We start from the raw sequence: 23,138 nt of genomic DNA, 5'->3' as shown, positions 1-23,138 counted from the left end.
GGGGCCGACGACGCATGATGGGACAGCCCCAGTCCCCCGGGAGAAGGCCATGATCGAAACCCCGAGCTACGCCGACGCCCTGAGGATCCTCGGATGCAAGGACACCAGGCTGGTCAAGGTCATCGGGCTGGCATCGGCGGCCGAGCGCACCGGCTGGGCGCTGTCCGGCGGGCCGCAGCTCTCCGGCGGCCTGCGCGACCTGCGCGACGCCATCGTCGCCTACGGCGAGGACGTCGTCCGCCGCCTGCCCGAGCTGCGGGCCGGGGTGGACCGGCACACCCGCACCCGCCGCCTGGCCGCCGCGCACGCCGCCGTCGTCGTCTCCGCCTACTTCGAGGCGCTTGGCGAGGCCAAGCTGCCGTTCACGCTCGACCGGCTCGACCGGGGCGAGCAGGTCTCCCGGGTGGTGCCGGCCGCGGAGCGCTTCACCCGGCTGGTCGCCGAGCTGCTGCTGGAACGCCTGCCCACGCCCGAGCCGCACGTGCCGTACGCCGACACCCGCGCCGCCGTGGAACGTGCCTACCTGCGCATGTCGGAATGCCTGGCCGCGTACGTGAGCGGCCTGTCCTTATGGGACGAGCTGCCCGTGGACGACCAGCTCCGGCTGCCCCGGCTGCTCGCCGACGGGCCGCCCGCGCACGCGCTGCGCATCTACGACGAGGACTACCGGTCGCTGGCGCTCGACAGCCACGAGTTCGGCGTGCGCAGCCTCGTCACCGAACCCCCGCCGCCCGCCACCGCCCTGTCCCGCGTGGCCTGGCTGCTCGCCGAGCTGGCGCCGCCCCGCGCCGGCGACCGCCCCATGATCCACCGCGTCAGGATGGCCGCCAACGCGCTCGACCAGCCGCTGCTCGTGGTCGGCAAGCTGCCGGAGGACGTCTACCTGCCGCTGCTCGGCGAGGGCTACCTGAGCCCCCGCTGCCGGGTCGCCGAGCTGACCCAGGAGTCCACGCCCGCGCAGCGTGGCTGGTGGGAGGGCCAGCGGATGCTGGCCGACACCGAGGCGTTCCTCGTCGGCCACCTCACCTCGCTGCGCGCCACCCAGGTGCCGCTGCTCGTGCTCGGCGAGCCCGGCTCGGGCAAGACCAAGCTCACCGAGGTGCTGGCCGCGCGGCTGGCCCGCTCGGAGTTCCTGCCGATCCGGGTGGAGCTGGGCGGCGTGCGGGCGCGGGCGAGCGTCACCGAGCAGATCGAGCAGGCCGTCGCCGAGGTGCTGGGGGAGGAGGTGGCCTACGCCGACCTCGTCGCCGCCGCCGACGGCGCCATGCCGGTCATCCTGCTCGACGGCATGGACGAGCTGGTCGCGGGCGCCGCCGCCCGCTACGACTACCTGGAGCGGGTACGCGAGTTCCAGGCCAGGGAGGCCGCGGCCGGGCGGCCCGTCGCGGTCATCGTGACCAGCAGGACGGTGGTGGCCGACCGCGTCCGCTTCCCCGACGGGCTGATCGCGCTGGAGCTGCGGCCGTTCGACGACGACCAGGTACGCCAGTGGCTCGACGTCTGGGACCAGGCCAACCGCGCCCTGCTGGCCAGGCGCGACCTCACCCCGCTGCCCCCGGAGGCGGCGCTCGCCCACGGCGAGATGGCCAGGCAGCCGCTGCTCCTGCTGCTGCTCGCGCTCTACGACGCCGGCGGCAACGCGCTCCAGCGCGACCACGGGCCGCTCGGCCGCGCCCGCCTGTACGAGGTGCTGCTGCGCGACTACACCGAGCGCGAGACGGGCGGCGCGCACCGCGCGGCCATCGATCAGGAGCTGGTGCTGCTCGGCGCGGTCGCGCTGTCCATGCTGGCGCGCGGCAGCCAGGTCATCACCGACGAGCAGCTCGAACGCGACGTGCCCGCCCTGTGCCGGGGCGGCGAGGACGAGCCGGACGACGACGTCGAGCCCGGCGGCTGGGCGCGCAAGGCCACCGAGCGGTTCTTCTTCGTCCGCCGCCGCGGTCACGCGTTCCTGCACGCCACGTTCGGCGAGTTCCTCGTCGCCTGGATCACCATGTACGCGCTGCGCGACCTCGACCGGCGCCGCCGCCTGGCCGGCGACGAGCCGCTCGCCATCGTGCAGGCCGTGGACGACGACCTGCTGTACGCCGTCACCTCGCATTCCTGCCTGGCCGAGCGCACCCCCACCGTCGGCTTCATCCTGGAGCTGCTCGCCGAGGTGCCGTCCGCGGTCCGCGCCCGCTGCGCAGACCTGCTCACCGGGCTGCTGCGCCGCGCCCTGCACGAGCGGACCCGCCGTCACTTCACCAGGTTCCGCCCGGTCCGGCTCACGATGACCCGCCGCCTGGCGGCGTACTCGGCGAACCTCGCCCTGCTCATCGTCTGCGCGTCCGAGCAGCCCGTCGCGGTCTCGGCCCTGCTGGGCGGCCCCGACCACCTCGAACGCTGGTCCACGCTCACCCACCTGTGGAAGGGGGAGCTCGGCCAGGAGGGCTGGAACGGCCTGGTCACCGCCCTGGCCGCCCGCCGCGTCGTCGTGGACGGCCGCGAGGACGTCATGCTCGGCGGCGGCACCGGGCACGACGGCGAGCACGACGGCATGGGCGACGTCATCACCGCGATCGCCACCGGCCACGACCCCCGCCACCGGCGCCTGCTCGACCTGCTGCTGCGCGCGCTGGGCGCGGGGGAGGTGCTGCCGTTCGGCCAGCGGGTGGCGCTCATCGAGGAGCTGCTGCGCACCGCGGGCGTCCGCTCGCCCGCGCTGTATCGCGCCCTGGGCGCGCTGTGGTACGAGGAGGGCGCCGACCGCACCGTCCTGCGGCCCCTGCTGCGCACCCTGCTCGACGACCCCGGGGACCGCATGGCGACCTGGGAGCAGCTGGTGAAGGCCGGCATCCCTGAGCCCGCCCTGTGGGAGATCCAGCAGGCCGCGCTCCTGGCGGGCGACTGACCGCCGCCGTCCTCCCGGCGGCCGGCCGCGCTCCTGTGACGTACCCCATGGGCGGTAGGCGGGTACGGCGGCCGCGGTATCGCGCGGGGCGGAGGCTCCGCACTACGGTGCGGGTATGCGGACGACCGCTCTCGTGCTCGTCATGGCGGTGACCGTGCACGCCTCCACCGTCATGGCGTACGCCAACCAGCCGCACGCCTGGCCGCTCGACCTGCTCGGGCACGTCCTGCTCGCCACCACGGCGCTCGGCCTCGCGCCGCTGCCCAGGCGTCCCGTCCTGGCATTGGCCGTGTGCGCGGGAGCGGCGGCGGTGATCTTCGCCCGCGGCTACGCGATCGCCCTGTGGCCGGTGCCCGCGCTCATCGCGCTGTTCGCCGCCATCGCCGCCGGGCGCAGGGCGGCCGGATGGGCGGGGGCGGCGTTCCTGGTGGCGGTGCCCGCGGCGGCGGCGATCGCGCGGATGGAGGCCGACGTCGCGATCGCCGTGCTCATATGGCTGCTGCTGGTGCTGGTGGTGGCGCAGCCGGCCGAGGTGTCGCGGGCGCGGCGGGCGTACACGCGGGAGGTGGAGCGGCGTGCCGCCCAGGCCGAGCGCACCCGCGAGGAGGAGGCGCTGCGCCGGGCCCAGGAGGAGCGGCTGCGGGTGGCCAGGGAGCTGCACGACGTCACCTCGCACACGGTCTCCGTGATCGCCCTGCACGCCGCCGTCGCCGCCGAGGCGGTCGAGCGCGCCGGAGGGCCGCCCGAGGCCGCCGCGGCGCTCCAGGTGATCCGCACCTCCAGCCGGCAGGCGCTGGGCGAGATGAAGGCGGTCCTGGGCGTGCTGCGCTCCGGGACGGCGGCCGAGGGCACCGCGCCGCAGCCGGGCGCCGCGCAGCTTCCCCGCCTGCTGGAGACGGCCGGGATCCCGGTCGGCCTGGACGTCGAGGGCGAGCGCCGCCCCCTGCCGCCGGCCGCCGACCTCGCCGTCTACCGGGTCGTGCAGGAGGCGCTGACCAACACCATGCGGCACGCGGACGCCGCCGCGGCGACCGTGACGCTGACGTACGAGCCGGACGCGGTGACCGTACGGGTGGAGGACGACGGCCGCGGGGCCGATCCCCGCGAACGGGACCGGCGCGGCCACGGGATCACCGGCATGGCCGAGCGGGTCGCCGCCCTGGGCGGCCTGCTCACCACCGGCAACGCCCCCGGCGGCGGGTTCCGCGTCACCGCCAGGCTGCCGACGTGATCACGGTCCTGCTCGCCGACGACCAGCCGCTCGTCAGGGCCGGGCTGCGGGCGCTGCTCGACCCCGAGGACGACCTCACCGTGGTGGGGGGAGGCCGCCGACGGCGCCGAGGCGGTCCGCGAGGCGCGGCGGCTGCGGCCCGACGTCGTGCTGATGGACATCCGCATGCCGGAGCTCGACGGCCTGGCCGCCACCCGCGCCCTGACCGCGACCGGGGTGCGGGTGGTCGTGGTCACCACGTTCGACCTGGACGAGTACGTCTACGAGGCGCTGCGCTCCGGCGCCGGCGGCTTCCTGGTCAAGGACGCCGAACCGGCCGAGATCCGGCACGCGGTCCGGGTGGCCGCCCGCGGCGACGCGCTGCTGTCGCCCGGCGTCACCAGGCGGCTCATCGAGGAGTTCACCTCCAGGCCCGCATCCCTGGACGACGGCAGGCTGACCCGCTGACCGGGCGCGAGCGCGAGGTGCTGGCCAGGGTCGGCCGGGGTCTGTCCAACGCCGCCATCGCCGAGGAGCTGGCGATGAGCCCGCACACGGTCAAGACGCACGTCAACCGCATGATGACCAAGCTGGCGGCGCACGACCGCGCCCAGCTCGTCGTCATCGCGTACGAGACCGGCTTGGTCCGTCCCGGTTCCTGACCGCAGTCCGTCCGGCTGCCGCGCCGGTCCGCCGGGAGATCCCGGCACGGCCCGGCCCCGGCTCTTCGTCCCGCGCGTACCGCGGACGGCCTACCCGATCGACCGCGCCGGGGCGACGACCGGTCGCGGCCGCCCTGCCTACGGTCGCCGCATGATCCGATTCTGTATCCGTCGCAGACGCCTGGTCGTCGCCTTATGGGCGGCGCTCACGGCCGCGCTCGTCGCGGCCGCCGCCACCTGGCCGGGCCCGTCGCAGGACGAGTTCACGCTGCCCGGCTCGGAGAGCGGCAGGGCCGCCGCGCTCCTCGGAGCGGCGGCGGAGCAGGCGCCGGGCGCGCTCGTCGTCTCCGCCCCGTCCGGGGTCGAGTCCGCCCCGGTACGCGCCGCGCTCGACGATCTCGTCGCCCGCGTGAACGCCGTCCCCGGCGCCCGCGCCGCCATCGAGGAGCGGCGCGTCTCCACCGGCGGCACCATCGCCTCCATCCCGCTCGGCTACCCGGACACCGCAGCGGCTCGGGAGATCAAGAGGGTCAGGGACGCCTTCCGCCCGCCCGCGGGCGTCGCCGTCGAGCTCGCGGGCGACGACTTCGCCGACGTCACGCCCCCGGGCCTCACCGAGGGAGCCGGGCTGCTCGCCGCCGCCGTCGTGCTGCTGGCCGCGTTCCGCTCGCTCATCGCCGCCGCGATCCCGCTGGTGATCGGCGTCGTCGGGGTGGCCTGTGGCGTCGCGGCGTTCACCCTGCTCAGCCATGTCGTGGACACGCCCGGCTTCGGCGTGTACCTGACGATCATGCTGGGGCTCGGCGTCGGCATCGACTACGCCCTGCTGATCGTCACCCGCTTCCGCGCCGAGCTGGAGAGCGGCCCTGTGGCGCAGGCGGTCGCCCGCGCGATGCGGACGGCGGGCAGATCGGTGCTCTTCGCCGGGCTCATCGTGATCGTCACCGGCTCCGGCATCCTCCTGCTCGGCCCGTCGCCGGGCGGCGGTGTCGCGCTGGCGGCCGGATGCGGCGTCCTCATGGTGCTGCTCGCCGCGCTCACCCTGCTGCCCGCCCTGCTGGCGCTGATCGGCGCGCGGATCGACAGGTTCGCCCTGCCGCGCGGGAGCGGGCGAGTGCCGCTGTCGTACCGGTGGAGCAGGGTCGTGCAGCGCCGCCCCTGGACGGCGGGCGCGCTGGCGCTGGTCGCGCTCGCCGCGCTGGCCCTGCCCGCCACCCAGCTGCGCGTCGGCTCGTCCGACGCGGGGAACCGGCCGGTCACCGACACCACGCGCCGGGCGCACGACCTGCTCGCCGAGGGTTTCGGCCCGGGCATGGCGGGTCCGCTCGTCCTGGCCGGGCCCGCCACGCCCGAAGGCGGGGCCGCGCTGCGCACGGCCGTACGGCAGGCGGCCGGGACGCCCGGCGTCGCCCGCACCCTTCCGGCGGGGGAGAGCGCCGCGCTCGTGATCCCCGAGACCGGCCCCCAGGACGAGCGCACCGGCGACCTCATCCACCGGCTCCGCGCGGAACTGCCCGAGCAGGTGCTGGTGACGGGCTCGACCGCGGCCGCCGCCGACTACGCCCGCCACACCGCGCAACGGCTGCCCTGGGTGGTGTGCGCCGTGCTGCTCGCCGCCTTCGCGCTGCTCGTGCCCGTGTTCACCAGCGTGGTCCTGCCGCTGAAGGCCATCGTGGTGAACCTGCTGTCCATCGGCGCCGCCTACGGCGTGGTGGTCGCGGTGTTCCAGCTGGACGTGCTCGGCCAGGGCACCGCGGGGCCGATCGACGCGTGGGTGCCGCTGATGCTGTTCACCATCATGTTCGGGCTGTCCATGGACTACGAGGTGTTCCTGCTGTCGCGGATCAGGGAGGAGTACCTGAGGGACCGCGACAACACCCGCGCGGTCGCCGACGGGCTCGCCAGGACGGCCGGGGTCATCACCTCCGTGGCCACGATCATGTTCTGCGTGTTCGCCGCGTTCGGCGCGTTCGACGATCGCGCGCTGCGCACCATGGGCGTGGGGCTGGCCGTCGCGGTGCTGGTGGACGCCACAGTGGTGCGGCTGGTGCTCGTGCCGGCCGCGATGGAGGTGCTGGGAGACCGCAACTGGTGGTTGCCCGGACTGACCTTTCGGAGGCTGACACCTGGGGAAAAAACTACGTAATATCCCAATACTACGAGCGTTGGGGGCGCCAGGGTGCCAGAGCAGAACGTGGGTGTGGTAGTGGATCCGGCCGTCCGGCTGGAGGACGCGACGACGTTGCGCGCCAACGCCCCGCTGCTGTCCAGGATCAAGGCCGGATGGGTGCCGCCCGCCGAGGTGGTCCCGGCCCGCCGCCGCAATCCGTCGAGCGCGCTGCTCCTGGCCGCCACGCCGGTGGTCATCGCGCTCATGGCGGTGCTGCTCGCCTCCCAGTACGCCGCCGCCGGCTTCGTGCTGCTCGGCACGTACGTCTTCATCGTCCTCATCAAGATCGCCTCCATGAGCGAGGTCCCCGAGGACGACCGCCCGCACGAACGCGCCGTCTACGAGAAGGCCCGCCTGTACGAGGGCCGCTACCTGCTCCCCGAGGACTTCGACGAGGAGGCCGCGGCCGTCCTGGCCAGGGCGCAGCGCGCGATCGGCACCGTGCTGCGCTCCCACGTCAACGCCGAGGGCCTGCTCGACGGCGCGCGCAACGGCGTGATGCTGCCCGCCCAGGAGTGGGAGATCGCCCGGCTGCTCGCCAAGCTGTCGGCACTGCGGATGGAGCACCGCGAGCTGCTGTCCAGAGGCATCGCGCCGGAGGTGGCCCAGGTCATCGAGCCGCTCGAACGCGCGCTGGCCGGCAGCGAGGCCGCCGTGGTGGCCAGGGTGGAGGCGCTGGAACGTTACGCGGGCCACGTCGCCGAGGCCGAGCGCGCGTACCACGCCCGCAGCCAGATCGAGGAGCTGCGCGCCCGGCTGCCGCGCTACGAGGAGCTGCTCGCCGAGTCGGGCGCCGACCGGCTGTCCGTGCCCGAGATCGACCGGCTGTCGCAGGACGCCGACGCGCTGGAGCGCACCTTACGCCGCAGTGTGAAGTCCGCCCACGAGGCGTTCCGCCACCTGGAGAGCTGACGACCACACGCGCGGAGGATCGAGGACGTGCCCGGACGATACGCGAAGGTCATCGTCGATCCCTCCGTGCCGGACGAGGTCGCCGCCGTGCTCCGCGACAACCGCAAGCTCCTGCTCAGGATGCGGGCCGGGTGGGTGCCGCCCTACACGGGCCGCCTGCCGCTCGCGGGCGCCGCGCGGGCCGCCGCGGCCGTGACCGCGCTCCTGGCGGCCCTCTACGGGCTCGTGCTGTTCGGCGCCGAGCGCTACACCCCGTTCGCGGTGATCATGACGGTGTCGGCGCTGCTCATGGTCGCCGTCCTGCTCAAGCCGCGGCCCGACGCCCAGACGCGGCGGCGCATCGCCCTGGAACGCGAGGTCTACGAGATCGCCCGCGCCCACGAGGGCCGCTACGTGCTGCGCGACCGCCTCGACGAGCAGGCCAGGGCGCTGCTCACCCGCGCCCAGACGGCCATCGACCAGGTCATGTCGTCGAGCGTGCACGCCGATGGGCTGCTGGACGGCGCGCGCAACGGCGTGATGCTGCCCGCCCAGGAGTGGGAGATCGCCCGCCTGGTGGCCAAGCTGTCGGAGCTGCGCGCCGAGCACCGGGCGATCATCGCCGAGGGCGTCACCCCCGAGGTCGAGGCGGTGGCCGAGCCGCTGGCCCGCGCGCTCGACAGCAGCGAGAAGGCGGTGCTCGCCCGCGTGGAGGCGCTGGAGCGCTACGCCGGTCACGTCGCCGACGCGGAACGCGCCTACCGCGCCCGCAGCCAGATCGAGCGGCTCGGCGCCAGGCTGCACCGCTACGAGGAGCTGCTGGCCGAGACCGGCGCGGACGGCGCCGAGATCCCCGAGCTGAAGCGGCTCTCCGACGACGCCGACCGCCTGGAGCAGGCGCTGCGCGACAGCGTCAGCTCCGCGCACGAGGCTTTCCGCCACCTCGGCGGCTGACGTCGCTTAGGATCCGGGCTGTGGCGGACATGGTGATCGATCCGGAAATACCGCCCGATGACGCCCGGCTCCTCCGGGAAGGGCGCCGGGTTCTCCTGAAGATGCGCGCCGGCTGGGTGCCCCGGCCCCGGGCGAGCAGCTCCGGCAAGCGGGTGCGCAGGGTCGTGACCGCCAGTGCGGCCGTGTTCCTGTGCGTGCTGCTCGGCTTCGGCGCGCTGCGCATCGGCGTCAGCCTCCTGCTGCTCCTCGCTCTCGGCCTCCCCCTGCTGCTGGTGGTGTTCACCCGCGACGACCTGTCCGAGGACGAGACGGCCGAGTACGAGCGCGGGATGTACGAGCGGCTGCGCCTGTACGAGGGGCGTTACGTGCTCCCCGACGACCTCGACGAACCGGCCGCACGCCTGCTGGACCGCGCCCAGCGCGCCATCGCCTCCGTGACCGGCTCCCGCGTCAACGCCGAGGGCCTGCTCGACGATGTGCGCAACGGCGTGATGCTGCCCGCCCAGGAGTGGGAGATCGCCCGGCTGCTCGCCAAGCTGTCCGCGCTGCGCACCAAGCACAGGGAGACCGTGGCCCAGGGGCTCACCCCCGAGGTGGAGGCCGTGGCCGAGCCGCTGGCCCGCGCGCTCGACGACAGCGAGGCGGCGGTGGTCGCCAGGGTCGAGGCCCTTGAGCGGTACGCCGCCAACGTCGCTGAGGCCGAGCGCGCGTACCTGGCGCACCGGCAGATCGAGGAGCTGCGCGGGCGGATGCACCAGTACGAGGAGCTGGTGGCCGAGACGGGCGCCGGCAGGCTCGCCGTACCGGAGATCGAGCACCTGGCCCAGGACGCGGACCGGCTGGAGCAGGCGCTGAGGCGGAGCATCAGCTCCGCCCGCGAGGTGTTCCGCCCCCTGGAACCGGGCCCCTCCGATCCGGGCTCCGCATCGCCCAAGGAGCCCTGACGGCGCGGCCGGGGGAGGCGCAGGAACGTCCGGACCGGGCCAGGGGCCCTAGCGGGCGCCGCCGGTGTAGACCTGGGGCATGCCGTGGCTCGCGGTCTCCAGCAGCAGGTCGCACAGCGCATCGGCCGCGTCGAGCCGGCCCAGCTTGGCCGCCGCCTGCCCCATCGTGTGGCGCAGCTCGGGATCGGCGAGCAGCGGCATCAGCTCGGCCAGCAGCATCTCACCCGTGGGATGCGGCTCCAGCAGCGCCCGCGCCGCCCCCGCCGAGGCCAGGTAGGCGGCGTTCTTGCGCTGCTCGTCGCCGCCGGTCGGGATGAGCGGGATCAGCACCGACGGCTTGCCGATGGCGGTCAGCTCCGACACCGTGCCCGCGCCGCTGCGCGAGATCACCACGTCGGCGGCGGCGAACAGGTCGGCCAGCTCGCTGCCGACGTACGGCACCGGGTGGTAGCGCTCGGCCAGGTCGGGCGGCAGCTGCACGGCCCGCATCTGGTCGATCCACGCCGGGCCGCACTGGTGCACGATCTGCGCGTGCGGCAGCAGCCGCGGCAGGATCTCCATGATCAGCGTGTTGATCTGCTTGCTGCCCTGGGCGCCGCCCGTCACATAGATCAGCGGCACCTCGAACGTCAGCCCGAACAGGTCATAGGCCGCCGCCCGGTTGCCCTGCAGCAGCTCCGGCCTGATCGGGTTGCCCGTCACCACCGCCTTCTTGCGCGCCTTGGCGGGCAGGTACTCCAGCGACGACTCGTGCGACAGCGCGATCCGCGTCGCCAGCCTGGCCAGGATGCGGTTGGCCAGGCCCACCACGGTCGTCTGCTCGTGCATCACCAGCGGCCTGCGGATCAGCTTGGCCGCCACGCCGATCGGCACCGCCACGTACCCTCCCGTCGACAGCACCACGTCGGGAAGGTACCGGGCGGCGTGCCCGATCGCCTGCATGACCCCGATCGGGATGCGGAACATGTCGGCGATGTTGGTGCCCAGCTCCTTGAGGTTGGGCCGGCGGCGCAGCTTGCCCGTGGTGATCGCCTTGAACGGGATGCCGTGCTCGGCCGTGACGCGGGCCTCCAGGCCGTTGGCGGTGCCCACCCAGAGCACGTCGTGCGGCACCTGACGTCGCTGGACGGCCGACAGGGTCGTCAGGGCCGGGTAGGTGTGACCACCGGTGCCGCCGCCGGTGATCAGCAGTCGCAGGGTTCGTGACATGACGCTCAGACTATGGCCGCGCAGCGGAAGCCGGTGTGCCCGGTCGACGAGTCGGGCGTGTTCGACGTGCGCGCCGCCACGCGGTAACGGTTGCAGTAGGAATCGTGGCACATGTACGAGCCGCCTCTGATCACCTTCGCCGTGCCGTCCGCCGGGCCGAGCGGGTTCTCCGCGTACGGCTCCCACGCGGTGCCCCACCAGTCGGCGGTCCACTCCCACACGTTGCCGGCGACGTTGTAGAGGCCGTAGCCGTTCGGCTGGAACGACTTGACCGGCATCGTCCCCTTGCTCGGCGCGGTGGGGAAGGGACCCTGCCAGATGTTGCAGCGCTGCCGGCCGTTCGGCGCCAGCTCGTCGCCCCACGGGTAGCGCTTGCGCTCCAGGCCGCCCCTGGCCGCCATCTCCCACTCGGCCTCGGTGGGCAGCCGCTTGCCCGCCCATTCGGCGTACGCGGCGGCGTCGTTCCACGACACGTGGACGACCGGGTGGTTCTGCCGGTCGCCGATCGACGAGTCCGGCCCCTCCGGCGAGCGCCACGTGGCGCCCTCGACGCCGACCCACCAGGGCGCGCCGGGCACGGTCGCGTCCATCACCCCGGCCTTGGCGAACTGGTAGAACACGAACGACCAGCCGATGCGCTCGGCCTCCGTGACGTAGCCCGTGTCCTTGACGAACGTGGCGAACTGCGCGTTCGTCACGCAGGCCGCGTCGATGAGGAACGGGTCGAGGCGCACCTCGCGCACCGGACCCTCGCCGTCCTCCGGCTGGCCGTCCGGGTCGTCGCCGCCCATGAGGAACGTCCCGCCGGGGATGCGCACCATGCCGCGCGTCGTCGCCTTGCGCTTGCGCACCAGCGCGGGCGCGGCGAGCTTGACCGCCTCGTGCGGCGGCCTCGCGGCCTCCCCATGCGGTGGCGCGGCGGCCTCGTGCGACGGTCCGGCGGCGCTCTCCCTGCTCGGGCCACAACAAGCGCTCAAAGGTCCCCCAAACGTGTCATGCCACCAAGGAAGGGTAGTGCCTGGAGCGTGCCCACGATCACGCGGCGGGGCGCGGGCGCACGCGAGACGGCGCCACCCGCCGCCGCGCGCGCCCTTCGGCATCGGGGGCGGCTCGCCGGACGGTACGGCCGTACCGGCCGCGCCGTCGCCACGTCCGTCACGGTCGGGCGGCTCGCCGGGATCGCCGGTCCAGCGGGGCCCGTCCGTCGCCCGCTCCCTGCCCCGCCAGGACATGGCCGGCGGGCGGCCCAGCTCACCACCACGGACTCCGCCGCGCGCCCGGCCGCCGGGGCGCTGGTCGCGGACGCGGCGATGGACCCTTTCGAGGCGGAACGCCTCGACGTGTGCCCGTGGGCGCTGCGCGAAGGCGTCGTCCTGCGGCGGCTCGACCGGCTCGATGCCGGGGCGGAGTAACCTTGATCTATCTCAAATCGGTGGAATAAACGACTGGCAGGCGGGCATTGTCCGGCGAATGATGACCGTGCTCGGCTTGATCGGGACCCTGATGGTCGTCCTGGTCCTCATCGTCTCTGCGGTACTGCTCATCGCGGTGGTCTCGATGCTCACCTTCCTCGGCCTGGCCGCCACGATGATCCGCTGGCGAAGAGTCCTCGCCCGCCTCCGCCTCCTCCCCGCCCCGGCGACGGCCAGGGCCGGTTCGGCGTCTCGCCGCTCGGCGAGCCCGGAGATCGCGCAGGCGAACGGCCGGGCGGGCGGCCACGCCCATCGGACGGCGAGCTGGAACGGTGACCGGTTGGAACGTGCCGAACGCCACGCCGGCGGCCAGGGATCGCGCTCGCGGGACCACCGTGACGACCGGCCGGCGGGCGAGCGGGCGCCGGGCGGTGATCGGCAAGGCGGCGAGCGGGCCTCTCACAGGCAGGTCCCGAAGGAGCGGGTGCCGCAGGAGCAGTAGGCTCCGGGCGAGCGGACGCCCGTGCACCAGGCGCGACGAGCGCTGGGACGTGCCAGAGTCCCCCAGAGCGGGGGACGGGCGGGAGGGGCGGAGATCAGGTGGCCATGAGGTGGCGGCCGGCGGCGCCGGGGGCGTAGCGGAGGCGCTTTTCCAGGCAGACCACGGCGCCGTGCTCGCGGCGGTTGGTGAAGCGGACGTCGTCGGCGAGCGCGCGCATGATCTGCATCCCGCGCCCCTCCTCGGCGCCCGGCTCGGGATCGAGCAGTTCGCGCGGGTCGAAGCCGCCGCCGGTGTCGATGACCTTGATGACGCACAGGTGGTCGTGGACGGAGGCGCTGACGGTGTAGTCGTCGCTGGGCCCCGCGTGCTTGATGACGTTGGAGCACGCCTCGGTGAGCATGAGCTCGATGTCGTCGCGTACCTGCGGCTCGACGCCGAGCGACCGCAGCGTGCCGTCGAGCAGCTGCCTGATCAGCGGCACGCTGGCCGCATCCCTGGGCAGTCGGAGCGCTATCGTCGCCTCCACCGCGTCTCCTCCCCTTCGGATGCGTGACGGGCCACTGCCCCGAAAAGGCCGCCCCAATCGCCCGTATAGGGGATGTCGCGCCCGAAAAGCGGCGTGAAGTGCGCTCAGGCGTCCAGAAGCCGGAGCGCCACCTCGACGGTCGCCTTCTGGATCTCCTCCTCCGGCAGCTCGCCCTCCTTCAGCAGCCACTTGCCCGCGTGCAGGGCGAAGAGCGCCAGCGAGTAGCTGACGCGCTCGGCAGGCGTGGCGCCGGACTCGCTGAGCTCGGAGACGAGCTCCATCATCCGCTCGCGGATCTTGATCAGCATGGGATGGTCGCGCAGCGCGGTCTGGTTGCGTTCCAGGAAGCGGGCGATGCCGTGGTGGCGGTCGTCGCGGAGGCCGGCGGCGTAACGTTCGACGAGCTCGCGGCGCGTCTCCGGCGTCTTCGGCCGGTTGCGCGCCCACTCCAGCAGCTCTTCCAGCTCGATCAGCCGCTTCTCGACCAGGCTGGCCACGATGTCGTCCTTGGTCTTGAAATGGTAGTAAAGTGCGGCTTTCGTCACCCCGAGCTCCTCGGCGATCTCCCGCAGCGAGGTCGCTTCGTACCCCTGCTCCGTGAAGCGCCGGAGGGCGACTTCCTGGATGCGGGTTCGGGTGTCTTCGCGCACTTCACACCTTTTCTACTTGTCGGCCGGTAAGTTCACCGTCTCCATTCTAGGGCGCACGCGCGTCGCCCCCCACCGGCGGTACGGAAAAGCAGAGGCGGTTTCGCCGGGTTTCGGCGACAATCCGGAGAATGCACACCATCAGGCGGCCCACCGCGGGCGACGTCCCCGCCATCTTCGAGCTCGTCTCGACGCACAACATCGAGATCATCGGCGAGCCCGACATCACGCTCGCCGACATCAGGGACGAGCTGGCCGAGCCGGGCCTCGACCTGGACAAGGACGTCTGGCTCGCCTGGGGGCCCGATGGCCGGCTCGACGGCTACGCCTGGGCGCACCACAACGGCGACAGCGATCTGGTGGACGTACAGGTGATCGTCCGCCCCGGCGTGCAGGACCTGGAGGACGAGCTGTACCGGCTGGTGCTGGACCGGGCCGCCGAGTCGGGCGCCGCGGCCGGACACGAGAGCGTCACCGTGCACGCCGGCCTCTACGGCGCCGACCAGGCCAAGGCGGTCAGGCTCGGCAGGCTCGGCTTCGAGCCGGGCACCTCCTTCCACCGCATGCGCATCGACCACGACGGCCCGGTCGATCCCCCGGAGGTGCCCGGCGGCGTCACCCTGCACACGGGGGTGAGCGACGAGGTGCGGCGCGAGGCGCACCGGGTGCACCAGGTGGCGTTCGCCGAGCACTTCGGTTTCGTCGCGGTCCCGTACGAGGAGTGGTACGAGCGCCGCCAGGTCATGTCCGGCACCGACTGGACGCAGCTCACCCTGGCCAAGGTGGACGGCGACCCGGCGGGGGTGGTCATCGGCAACGACGAGTTCGTGGCCGGCGAGCAGTGCGGCTACGTCGCCACGCTGGCCGTGCTGCCCGCGTACCGGGGCCGTGGGCTCGGCCGGTTCCTGCTGCGGCACGCGTTCGCCGCCGACGCCGCCAAGGGGCGCAAGGGGACGCTGCTGCACGTCGACTCCAACAACACCACGCCCGCCCTGGACCTGTACGAGTCGGTGGGCATGCGCCCGGTCCTCGTCGTCGAGGTCTGGAAGCGCCGCCTCAGCGGCACCTCCAGGAAGGCGCCGTCCTGAGCGCCCGCCTCCGGAGCCGCCGCTGACCTCGCCTCCCAGGCGGTCTCAGACGCGGTGCTTCGCCAGGTGCTCGAGCACCGCCTGGTTGGCCTCCCAGCCGTCGGGGAACTTCACCGGCACCCCGAGCTGCACCGGCTCGGCCGACGGGTGCGCGTCGAGCAGCTCGGCGATGCCCGCCCTGGCGACCACCACGCAGGCGTGCCGGTGCCGGGACGCCAGCACGCACAGCCGCCCCGACTCCAGGTGGAAGGCGGTGGCGTCGCGGCGGCCCGACAGCGGGTGCAGCACGATCGTGACGTCGTACTCGCGGCCCTGCAGCCGGTTGGCGGTGTCGACGGTGATCTCGGGCGGCAGGCCCGCGGCGCGGATGGCGGCCACCTGGTCCCGGTGCGCCGCGCCGACCGCGATCCTGTCGGCCGTCACGGGCCGCTCGCCCTGCTCGGAGCCCGCCACCGCGCCGCGCTGCAGCAGCCGCTCGGCCAGCGCCGCGACCGCCTGCACGGCCTCGCCGTCGGTGCGCACGGTGTGGCGGTTGGGCAGCTCCAGCAGCGCCCAGCCGGACCTGGCGGCCTCCTCAAGGGCCTGGTCGTGCACGGTGCCCATGCCGCCGGTGGACAGCTCCAGCCACCGCTCGCCCTCCGCGGTGCCCGAGCGGAACCCGGTGAACGGATAGAACGCCTGCGACACCACCGGCGCCGCCGACGCGGGCAGCCGCCACGACACCGGCAGCCGGTGCACGGGCAGGTCGGGGTTGTGCCGCAGCAGCACGGCGACCGCGCTCTGCAGCGGGTCCCACGACAGGCCGGACCAGCGGTCGCCGTCCACGATCGAGAACGGGTCGAGCTGCCCGGGATCGCCCACGAACAGCGCCCGCTCGAACAGCCCCGCGATGCGCAGCAGCTTGTCCGAGCGCATCTGGTACGCCTCGTCCACGATCGCCCACGGCCACACCCGGTCGCCGATCCACGCCCACTTGTCGGCGGTGGCGATGACGATGTCGGGGTCGCCGAGGTCCTGGATGCGGGTGCCGACGCGGACGCCGGGCAGCTCCAGCATGCGCAGCGGCGGCACGTACCCGCTCGCCGACAGCCGGCCCACGGTCAGGTGCGGATGCTTGTCGCAGATCCTGGCCACCAGGTCGTCGACCTGCTCGTTGGTCTGGGCGACGATCATCAGCGGCTCGCCGGTCGCGGCGATGTGCGCGGCGGCGCGCACGACGAGGGTCGACTTGCCCGCGCCGGGCGGCGAGTCGACCACCACCCCGCGGTGCCTGGGCAGGTCGGCCAGGACGTTCCTGATGACCTGCTCGGGGCTGCCGGTCACGACCAGTCCTCCAGAGCGTCCTCGTCGTCGGGCACGTACTCCTGCGGCGGGCCGCCGTGCGTCCACGGCGTGGCCTCGGCCTCGGGCAGGGCGGGGGAGCCCTGGAAGTCGTCGGTGAGCGAGGTGTAGCAGACCCGCTCGCCGATCTCGGGCACCGCTCCCGGCGCGGGCGTCCTGCCCCGGCCCATGCCCTTGGTGATCTTCAAGGTGACCAGGCCCTCCGCGGCCTCCACCAGCTCGGCGCCCTGGCCGCGGCGCTGCGGGGTGCCGAGCGAGGTGCCGGGCGCCAGGCGTACCGGATCGTCGGTCTTGATCACCACGAGCGGGCGGAGCTTGCGCGAACGGCCCTCGCCCTCGGTGTTGTCCGGCACGGTCTCGACGACCTCACCGGCGAACGCCTCGCCGGTCAGGCGGTACTCGGCCATGACCAGCGGGTCGTCGTAGGCGCGCTGCACCTCGTAGGCGGCCTGCGCGCGCTCCATGCGGGCCAGCCGGGCCGCGGCGGCCACCGCGCCGTCACGGCGGGGCTGCGGCGGCGCGCCCTCGGCGATGCTCTCCGCCATGCCGCTGAACGAGCCGCGGTCCTGCTCCCACCGCTGCGCCACGCTGGCGCCCTCGGGCAGCCCGGCCAGCAGGTCGATCGCCTGCCACATCAGCCGCCAGGTGGGTTCGAGCTGGGTGCGCAGCGCCTCCGTGATGCGCTCGGGCGACCCGCTCTCCATCGCGGGGGCCAGCACCTCGGCGTCGAACCCCGGATCGGTGGCGGGCCCGGCGGGCGGCCAGATCAGCGGGTCCTCGGCCTCGTCGCTGGGCCCGGTGGTGATCCAGCCGACGAGCGAGGCCAGGTTGGCGTCCTCCAGCGCGCTCTGCCCGCTGGCCCAGTGGCGGCCCAGCTCCTGCGTCGCGGCCAGCATCAGCGACGACCCCGGGTAGGCGGCCCGCTCCCCGAGATAGGTGAGCCACCGCCCGAGCAGCGGCACCGACTCCGGCACCGGATAGGGGCCGTCGGGGCGGCGGAACCGGGTCGAGCGGCCGAGCAGCCGGGTGAACGCCACGCCGCCCAGGTTCGGCACGATGAGCTGCGGGGCGTCGAGCGCCCGCTCGTAGGGGTCGGCGTTCCTGCGCTCGACCGTCTCGGTGTCGTGCAGGAAGCCTTCGATGTACGGCAGCAGCACCTCGGCCACCTGGGCCGCCCACGCGAAGCGCTGGTCGCGGTTGCGCGGCTGGGTCACCACGAGCAGGTGCGGCCGGTCGCGGTCGGTGCCGAGCATCGCGGCCAGCGGCGCGGCGGCCTCGCCCGACAGCTTCAGCGGGATGAACACCATGGGCCGCGCGGACAGATGGCAGTGCCTGACGGTCGCGACGGGCTGGGCGATGCCCTCGTCGAGGGCGCGCAGCCGGGCGAGCGAGGTCAGCAGGCTCATGCCCGGCTCTCCCCCCGGGATGCCGGGGCCGGCGGGATCGGTCGCGGGTTCATGCGAGGCACTCTCTTCGCAGGCGTTCGGCGTTGCGGAGCAGGCGGGCGATCTCCTCCTGGCCCTCGGCCGGGTCGAGCGTGCCGTCGGCCAGGCCGAGCGCCTCGGAGACCGAGGCGACCCCGCCGAGCTCGTCGCGCACCTGGCGGCCGAGCAGGTCGGAGGCGCCCTCCTGGCGGGCCTCGTCGCGGCAGAAGAAGCACAGGTCACAGGTGGACAGGCAGTCGGGCGCGTAGCGGGCGGTCGTCCTGCGCAGCGCGTCGGCCAGCTCGGCCACCGGCCTGGTGGGCCGGCCGTCCTCATCGGGACGCAGGTCGAAGCTGAGGTCGTCGGGCAGGTCGGCGAGCAGCCGGTCGAGCGTGGTCATCCTGGTGAGCTGGCGGCGCAGCACCGCGAGCTGCTTGCGCACGTCGACCAGCGAGGCGACCGGCCGGTTGGCGAAGTTCTCCGGGCAGACCAGCACCACGTCGTGGGAGACCCTGAGCGGGTCGTGGCCCAGCTCCTCCAGCAGCGTGCGCAGCGCCAGCACGTAGACCGCGGCCTGCCGGGCGGCCGCCGCGACCGCCGACGGGTCGGCCTGGCCGTCGATCACCGCGAACGACTTGATCTCCACGATGTGGAAGCGCCCGCCGAGCTGGAAGGCCACCACGTCGGGCTCCAGGTAGGCGGTGTGCCCGGCGATCTCCAGCGTGAGCAGCGGATGGTCGTAGAGGGTGCCCGCGTCGTGCTCGTCGCGGGCCGCCCGGTCGATCAGCGCCCTGGTGTGGGCGTGACGCAGGTGGGCGCCGACGTTCTCCACGTCGTGGTAGGCGACCTCGGCGATGGGCAGCCCGAGCAGCTCGCGCAGCATCCGCAGCAGCTCCGCGCACCCGTCGGCCTTCACCTGCGCCTCGAACATGTTGCCGCGCGTGATCGCGAACGGCGACTGCCCGAACGGGGCGGGAAAGCCGAGGTGGCGGGCGGTGGCGTCCTTGTCGATGCCGGCGCCGTCGAGCAGGGCCCTGCGGGCGCAGCCGGGGTTGGCGGCCAGGGCCGCGATGGCGCGGGCGTCGTGCGGCCGCGGCGGCGTGGTGCCCCGCAGCGCCTCCAGGCGGTGCACGTGGTCGCCCTCGCGCTTCAAGCCGCTCACTTGGCGTTCTCCTTCTTGATCGTGCTCAGCGTAGCGGCGCCGAACAGCCGGGCGGCGTCACCGAGCTGCGCGGCGGCGCGTTCGGCCAGCTCAGCGCGATCCCGCGTGTCGCGATCGACGTGGACGCGCAGCTCGGCCTGGGCCGCGCGGGTCACCCGCTCGGGGTCGGGCGGGCCCAGCGTGCCGTCCGTGGCGCCGGGGATGTTCCTGGCCATGCGCAGCAATAAGCGGCTCGCCCGCTCATCCAGCGGCCCGCGGCCGTCCCGCTCCCGCGCCGCGTGCTCGCGGGCCACCGCGATGGCGCAGGTCAGGAAGTCGACGCGGGGGCTGAGCGGGCCGACCACGCGCCGCTCGAGCGGCCAGGTGCTCAGCGTGAGCAGGCCGCGGGCGGGGGAGAGGCGGTCGGTGAGCGCCGCGCACAGGTAGTACGGCCGGCCGTACGGCGAGGACCGGAACGAGCGCTCCTCGTCCCTGCGCAGGCTGGTGAGCTGGCCGCTGCGGATGGTGCCGCCGAAGAACGCGTCGCTGACGGCCACGATCAGCCGCGGCTGGGCGGGCGCGCCGAGCAGCCGCAGCCCCTGGTGCACCTGCTCGCGCACGGTGACCAGGCGCGGCGGCTCCTCCTTGACCGGCTCGGCGCCGCACACCAGGGCGTCCCAGGCGCGCTCGGCGCTGCGCAGCTCGGCCCGCAGCACGCGCGCGGTGGCGCCGTCCCTGGCGCGCATCGCCTTGCGCACGGCCGCACGCAGCTCGTCGATCCGCCGTTCGAGATCGTCCAGCCGGTCACTCATGGCGCGACTTTACCAACAGTCCCAGCATTTTCCAGTAAAACCGGGAAGATTGCCGCCATGCTGAGATCTACACTGTAAAGGCGCGCTCCGGGGTCAGGCCGGCCTGGCCACCGCCCACGCGTGGTCCTCGGTGAGGAACCGGTCGAGCCGCAGACCCGCCTCCGCGAGCTGCGCGGCCAGCTCGTCGTCGGTCAGCCGCAGCGACTCGAACGACTGCGTCCAGACCTTCCTGACGCCGTCCTTGACGTAGCTGTACTCCATCGTCACCGCCGCCACGCCGGGCCTGACCGGCTCGTACGACGCCATCTTGATCGTGATGTCGCCGTCGGTGCGGCCCCTGCCCGCCTGCCAGCGGTCCTGCGACGTGGCCGGCATCCACTGGACGAGCACCGAGCCGCCCGGCTTGACGTGCCGCGCGCAGGCGTCGAGCAGCTCGCGCCGCTCGGCGTCGTCGGGGGTGTTGACGAGCTGCGAGGCCAGCATGACGGTGTCGAAGCGCTCGTCCAGGTGCAGATCCTGGATGCGGGACAGGACGGTGCGCGCGCCCCGCACGTGCGCCAGCATCTCGGGCGACTCGTCCACGGCGACCACCGTGAACCCGCGCTCGACGAGCGGATGTGTCACCCGCCCCACGCCGCAGCCCAGCTCCAGGACCGTGCCGCCGTGCGGGGTGACCTCGGCGACGTGGGCGGGCTCGTCCGCGGCGGGGACGAGGGTGTAGAACTCGACAGGGGATCCGTCAGGGGTGATGGGCCCGGGGCCCGTACCGGTTTGACGCATGTCCCGAACGTAACCCGGGACCCCGCGAAGATCAGCCCCCTGCGCGCTGCGTCCGCGAGCCGTCGCCGGCCGGACGCTCGGCGGTGCGGCGGACCCACATGCTGAGCAGCGAGCCCCCGCCGGTCTGCTCCACCGTCACCGCGTCGCACAGATACTGGATCACCCACAGCCCGTAGCCGTGCGAGGCGGTCTGGTCGAGCGCGGCGGCGGCGAGATGGCCGCGGGTGAGCAGCCCCGCGACGTCCAGCACCTGCACCATCACCCCGTCGGCGTGGCCGCGCACGGTCAGCACGCCGGAGGCGCCGCCGTGGTCGAGCACGTTGGTGACGGCCTCGTTGGCGGCCAGCACGAGGTCGTCAAGGCGCCGCTCGGGAAGGCCGCAGTAGTGGCCGTGCATGCGGATCAGGTCCCTGATCAGGCCGAGATCGGCCGTGATGGGACACCGCAGTGCGAACTCGGATGCCATCGTCCTTCACGCCCGCCGAGGGCCGGGAGGATCCGCGGGCGCCTGTCCTCTGACCGAGCCGAAGATCGCGAAACCCTGGATGAAGATCTGGACGCCTTTGACGCGCCCCTGACGCGCCAGAAACCCCGACAAAACGGACGTCGGCGTACGTTGATGGACATGCGGGCACCCGATGGTGACTCCCGATACCTGCCGATCGGCGAGCACGGACTGATCGGCGACCTGCGCACGGTCGCGCTCGTCGGCACCGACGGCACGATCGACTGGTACTGCTGCCCCCGGTTCGACGCCCCCAGCGTCTTCGCCGCCATCCTGGACGCCGGCAAGGGCGGCTCCTTCGAGCTGCACGCCGGCGTGCCCGCCACGACCAAGCAGTTCTACTTCCCCGACACCAACGTGCTCATCACCCGGTTCTTCGCCGACGACGGCGTGGGCGAGATCCAGGACTTCATGCCCATCGCCACCGACCCCCGCGAGGCCGACCGGCACCGGCTGATCCGCCGCGTCTCCTGCGTGCGCGGCCGCATCCCGTTCCGCGCCCGCGTGGCGCCCCGCTTCGACTACGCCAGGCAGCCCCACGTCGTCACCCGCGAGGCGGGCACCGTCACGTTCGCCTCGCCCACGCTGGCGCTCGCGCTGACCTCCAGCGTGCCGCTGCAGACCGACGAGCGCGACGCCTGGGCGGCCTTCGAGCTGACCGAGGGCGAGCAGGCCGTGCTCGCCCTCGACAACATGGCGCCCGGCGTCGCGCCGCGCGGCTGCCCGCTCGAGGAGGCGGAGGCGGAGTTCGCCGCCACCGTGCGCTACTGGCGGCGCTGGCTGTCGGCCTCCCGCTACCGGGGCCGCTGGCGCGAGGTCGTGCACCGCTCGGCGCTGACGCTCAAGCTGCTCACGTACGCGCCGACCGGCGGCATCGTCGCCGCGCCCACCACCAGCCTGCCGGAGCGCATCGGCGGCGGCCGCAACTGGGACTACCGGTACGTGTGGATCCGCGACGCCGCGTTCTGCGTCTACGCGCTGCTCAGGCTCGGCTTCACCGAGGAGGCCGACGCGTTCATGGGCTTCCTGTCCGGCCACGTCGCGCTCGGCCGCGACCGCCGCGACGGGCCCTTGCAGATCATGTACGGCATCGACGGCCGCTGCGACCTGCCCGAGCAGGAGCTGCACCACCTGGAGGGCCACCGCGGCTCGGCCCCCGTGCGCATCGGCAACGCCGCCGCCGATCAGCTCCAGCTCGACATCTACGGGGCGCTCATCGACTCCGTCTACCTCTACAACAAGTGGGGCGCGCCGATCTCCAGCGACCGCTGGGAGGAGGTGTGCACGCTGGTCGGCTGGGTCTGCGACAACTGGAACCAGCCGGACGAGGGCATCTGGGAGACCCGCGGCGGGCGCAAGAACTTCGTCTACTCGCGGCTGATGTGCTGGGTGGCGATCGAGCGCGCCATGCGCATCGCGGCCCAGCGCGGCCTGCCCGCCGACATGACCCGCTGGCGGCACGCCCGCGACACCATCTACCGCGACATCATGCGGCACGGCTGGCGGCCCGAGCTCGGCGCGTTCGTCCAGCACTTCGACGAGGACGTGCTGGACGCCTCGATCCTGATGATGCCGCTGGCCAAGTTCGTCTCGCCGACCGACCCCAGGTGGCTGTCCACGCTCGACGCGCTCGGCGCGGGACTGGTCTCCGACTCGCTGGTCTACCGCTACAACCCCGAGGTCAGCCCCGACGGGCTGGAGGGGCCCGAGGGGACGTTCTCGATCTGCTCCTTCTGGTACGTCGAGGCGCTGGCCCGCGCGGGCCGCCTGGACGAGGCGAGGCTGGCGTTCGAGAAGATGCTCACCTACGCCAACCACCTCGGGCTCTTCGCCGAGGAGATCGGACACAACGGCGAGCAGCTCGGCAACTTCCCGCAGGCCATCACCCATCTCGCGCTCATCAGCGCGGCGTTCAACCTCGACCACGCGCTCGGCTAGGTGAAGTCGCTGGGTGAGCGCGCGAGGCGAGAGCCCGCCGCTCGCGCGGCCCCTCGCGTGGGCCGCCGGGCCGAGGCCCCGGCGTGAGG

20 protein-coding genes and 1 pseudogene are annotated in these 23,138 nt (G+C 73.6%); 11 read left to right on the top strand and 10 right to left on the bottom strand.

The features are described from left to right. Positions 1 to 49 precede the first annotated feature (49 nt). The 7 genes and pseudogenes from ACGFIM_RS06130 (at position 50) to ACGFIM_RS06100 (ending at position 9,724) form a co-directional block, all read left to right on the top strand. Positions 50 to 2,893 carry an NACHT domain-containing protein gene (locus tag ACGFIM_RS06130; RefSeq protein ID WP_393195399.1) on the top strand — a complete coding sequence of 948 codons (2,844 nt, stop codon included), beginning with the start codon at positions 50 to 52 and terminating at the stop codon, positions 2,891 to 2,893. A 115-nt stretch (positions 2,894 to 3,008) separates the two neighbouring features. Next, positions 3,009 to 4,124: a sensor histidine kinase gene (locus tag ACGFIM_RS06125; RefSeq protein WP_393195397.1), complete on the top strand. Its 1,116-nt coding sequence runs from the start codon at positions 3,009 to 3,011 to the stop codon at positions 4,122 to 4,124. Then, positions 4,121 to 4,765 (top strand): annotated as a pseudogene (locus ACGFIM_RS06120) (response regulator). The gene ACGFIM_RS06125 and the pseudogene ACGFIM_RS06120 overlap by 4 nt, the downstream one beginning before the upstream one ends. 151 nt (positions 4,766 to 4,916) lie before the next feature. After that, positions 4,917 to 6,911 (top strand): MMPL family transporter, encoded by a 1,995-nt coding sequence (locus tag ACGFIM_RS06115; RefSeq protein WP_393195394.1) that lies wholly within the window; start codon positions 4,917 to 4,919, stop codon positions 6,909 to 6,911. A gap of 48 nt (positions 6,912 to 6,959) precedes the next feature. Next, complete coding sequence (locus tag ACGFIM_RS06110) at positions 6,960 to 7,847, top strand: hypothetical protein (RefSeq protein ID WP_393195391.1); 888 nt, start codon at positions 6,960 to 6,962, stop codon at positions 7,845 to 7,847. 27 nt (positions 7,848 to 7,874) lie between these two features. After that, positions 7,875 to 8,780, top strand: coding sequence for a hypothetical protein (locus ACGFIM_RS06105; protein WP_393195388.1), 906 nt, complete (start codon positions 7,875 to 7,877; stop codon positions 8,778 to 8,780). A 29-nt stretch (positions 8,781 to 8,809) separates the two neighbouring features. Then, a complete protein-coding gene (locus tag ACGFIM_RS06100; protein WP_393199639.1) occupies positions 8,810 to 9,724 on the top strand; it encodes a hypothetical protein in 915 nt (304 codons plus the stop codon). A gap of 48 nt (positions 9,725 to 9,772) precedes the next feature. Here ACGFIM_RS06100 and ACGFIM_RS06095 read toward each other — a convergent pair whose 3' ends face one another. Both ACGFIM_RS06095 and ACGFIM_RS06090 read right to left on the bottom strand, forming a co-directional pair. Then, on the bottom strand, positions 9,773 to 10,933 hold the full coding sequence (locus ACGFIM_RS06095; protein WP_393195386.1) for a glycosyltransferase: 1,161 nt from the start codon (positions 10,931 to 10,933) through the stop codon (positions 9,773 to 9,775). A 5-nt stretch (positions 10,934 to 10,938) separates the two neighbouring features. After that, the gene (locus tag ACGFIM_RS06090) at positions 10,939 to 11,754 is read right to left on the bottom strand and encodes a formylglycine-generating enzyme family protein (RefSeq protein WP_393199637.1); all 816 of its coding nucleotides are present in this window, start codon (positions 11,752 to 11,754) and stop codon (positions 10,939 to 10,941) included. 204 nt (positions 11,755 to 11,958) lie between these two features. Between ACGFIM_RS06090 and ACGFIM_RS06085 the strand changes: the two genes are divergently transcribed. Continuing rightward, positions 11,959 to 12,345 (top strand): hypothetical protein, encoded by a 387-nt coding sequence (locus ACGFIM_RS06085; RefSeq protein WP_393195383.1) that lies wholly within the window; start codon positions 11,959 to 11,961, stop codon positions 12,343 to 12,345. A gap of 76 nt (positions 12,346 to 12,421) precedes the next feature. Then, entirely contained in the window at positions 12,422 to 12,847 is a 426-nt protein-coding gene (locus tag ACGFIM_RS06080; protein WP_393195380.1) for a hypothetical protein, read from the top strand. A gap of 94 nt (positions 12,848 to 12,941) precedes the next feature. On the opposite strand, the gene ACGFIM_RS06075 is transcribed toward ACGFIM_RS06080, so the two are convergent. Both ACGFIM_RS06075 and ACGFIM_RS06070 read right to left on the bottom strand, forming a co-directional pair. Next, on the bottom strand, positions 12,942 to 13,373 hold the full coding sequence (locus tag ACGFIM_RS06075) for an ATP-binding protein (RefSeq protein ID WP_393195377.1): 432 nt from the start codon (positions 13,371 to 13,373) through the stop codon (positions 12,942 to 12,944). A 104-nt stretch (positions 13,374 to 13,477) separates the two neighbouring features. After that, positions 13,478 to 14,023, bottom strand: coding sequence for a TetR/AcrR family transcriptional regulator (locus ACGFIM_RS06070; protein WP_393195374.1), 546 nt, complete (start codon positions 14,021 to 14,023; stop codon positions 13,478 to 13,480). A 128-nt stretch (positions 14,024 to 14,151) separates the two neighbouring features. On the opposite strand from ACGFIM_RS06070, the gene ACGFIM_RS06065 reads away from it, so the two are divergent. Next, positions 14,152 to 15,108: a GNAT family N-acetyltransferase gene (locus ACGFIM_RS06065; protein ID WP_393195371.1), complete on the top strand. Its 957-nt coding sequence runs from the start codon at positions 14,152 to 14,154 to the stop codon at positions 15,106 to 15,108. A 45-nt stretch (positions 15,109 to 15,153) separates the two neighbouring features. Here ACGFIM_RS06065 and ACGFIM_RS06060 read toward each other — a convergent pair whose 3' ends face one another. The 6 genes from ACGFIM_RS06060 to ACGFIM_RS06035 form a co-directional block, all read right to left on the bottom strand. Further along, complete coding sequence (locus tag ACGFIM_RS06060; RefSeq protein ID WP_393195368.1) at positions 15,154 to 16,431, bottom strand: AAA family ATPase; 1,278 nt, start codon at positions 16,429 to 16,431, stop codon at positions 15,154 to 15,156. Then, positions 16,428 to 17,855 (bottom strand): hypothetical protein, encoded by a 1,428-nt coding sequence (locus tag ACGFIM_RS06055; RefSeq protein ID WP_393195365.1) that lies wholly within the window; start codon positions 17,853 to 17,855, stop codon positions 16,428 to 16,430. Before ACGFIM_RS06055 ends, ACGFIM_RS06060 begins: the two co-directional genes overlap by 4 nt. Positions 17,856 to 17,904: 49 nt before the next feature. After that, positions 17,905 to 19,035 (bottom strand): hypothetical protein, encoded by a 1,131-nt coding sequence (locus ACGFIM_RS06050; protein ID WP_393195362.1) that lies wholly within the window; start codon positions 19,033 to 19,035, stop codon positions 17,905 to 17,907. Next, the gene (locus tag ACGFIM_RS06045; protein ID WP_393195359.1) at positions 19,032 to 19,826 is read right to left on the bottom strand and encodes a hypothetical protein; all 795 of its coding nucleotides are present in this window, start codon (positions 19,824 to 19,826) and stop codon (positions 19,032 to 19,034) included. The genes ACGFIM_RS06050 and ACGFIM_RS06045 overlap by 4 nt, the downstream gene beginning before the upstream one ends. Before the next feature lie 93 nt (positions 19,827 to 19,919). Beyond that, entirely contained in the window at positions 19,920 to 20,606 is a 687-nt protein-coding gene (locus ACGFIM_RS06040) for a class I SAM-dependent methyltransferase (RefSeq protein ID WP_393195356.1), read from the bottom strand. A gap of 31 nt (positions 20,607 to 20,637) precedes the next feature. Further along, entirely contained in the window at positions 20,638 to 21,072 is a 435-nt protein-coding gene (locus ACGFIM_RS06035) for an ATP-binding protein (protein ID WP_393195353.1), read from the bottom strand. 159 nt (positions 21,073 to 21,231) lie between these two features. Between ACGFIM_RS06035 and ACGFIM_RS06030 the strand changes: the two genes are divergently transcribed. Beyond that, positions 21,232 to 23,049 carry a glycoside hydrolase family 15 protein gene (locus ACGFIM_RS06030; protein ID WP_393195350.1) on the top strand — a complete coding sequence of 606 codons (1,818 nt, stop codon included), beginning with the start codon at positions 21,232 to 21,234 and terminating at the stop codon, positions 23,047 to 23,049. Positions 23,050 to 23,138: the final 89 nt, after the last annotated feature.

This window comes from Nonomuraea sp. NPDC049309, from assembly GCF_043196965.1.
Taxonomy (GTDB): domain Bacteria; phylum Actinomycetota; class Actinomycetes; order Streptosporangiales; family Streptosporangiaceae; genus Nonomuraea; species Nonomuraea fastidiosa.
The sequence above is the reverse complement of the archived record's forward strand: the minus strand, read 5'-3'. Positions and strand labels throughout refer to the sequence as shown.

What these genes read in the sequence shown, in the direction of transcription:
- ACGFIM_RS06130 (WP_393195399.1), top strand. Translation starts at nt 50, where the DNA reads ATGATCGAAACCCCGAGCTACGCCGACGCCCTGAGGATCCTCGGATGC.
- ACGFIM_RS06125 (WP_393195397.1), top strand. Translation starts at nt 3,009, where the DNA reads ATGCGGACGACCGCTCTCGTGCTCGTCATGGCGGTGACCGTGCACGCC.
- ACGFIM_RS06115 (WP_393195394.1), top strand. Translation starts at nt 4,917, where the DNA reads ATGATCCGATTCTGTATCCGTCGCAGACGCCTGGTCGTCGCCTTATGG.
- ACGFIM_RS06100 (WP_393199639.1), top strand. Translation starts at nt 8,810, where the DNA reads ATGGTGATCGATCCGGAAATACCGCCCGATGACGCCCGGCTCCTCCGG.
- ACGFIM_RS06095 (WP_393195386.1), bottom strand. Translation starts at nt 10,933, where the DNA reads ATGTCACGAACCCTGCGACTGCTGATCACCGGCGGCGGCACCGGTGGT.
- ACGFIM_RS06090 (WP_393199637.1), bottom strand. Translation starts at nt 11,754, where the DNA reads ATGGTGCGCATCCCCGGCGGGACGTTCCTCATGGGCGGCGACGACCCG.
- ACGFIM_RS06065 (WP_393195371.1), top strand. Translation starts at nt 14,152, where the DNA reads ATGCACACCATCAGGCGGCCCACCGCGGGCGACGTCCCCGCCATCTTC.
- ACGFIM_RS06055 (WP_393195365.1), bottom strand. Translation starts at nt 17,855, where the DNA reads ATGAGCCTGCTGACCTCGCTCGCCCGGCTGCGCGCCCTCGACGAGGGC.
- ACGFIM_RS06045 (WP_393195359.1), bottom strand. Translation starts at nt 19,826, where the DNA reads ATGAGTGACCGGCTGGACGATCTCGAACGGCGGATCGACGAGCTGCGT.
- ACGFIM_RS06040 (WP_393195356.1), bottom strand. Translation starts at nt 20,606, where the DNA reads ATGCGTCAAACCGGTACGGGCCCCGGGCCCATCACCCCTGACGGATCC.
- ACGFIM_RS06035 (WP_393195353.1), bottom strand. Translation starts at nt 21,072, where the DNA reads ATGGCATCCGAGTTCGCACTGCGGTGTCCCATCACGGCCGATCTCGGC.
- ACGFIM_RS06030 (WP_393195350.1), top strand. Translation starts at nt 21,232, where the DNA reads ATGCGGGCACCCGATGGTGACTCCCGATACCTGCCGATCGGCGAGCAC.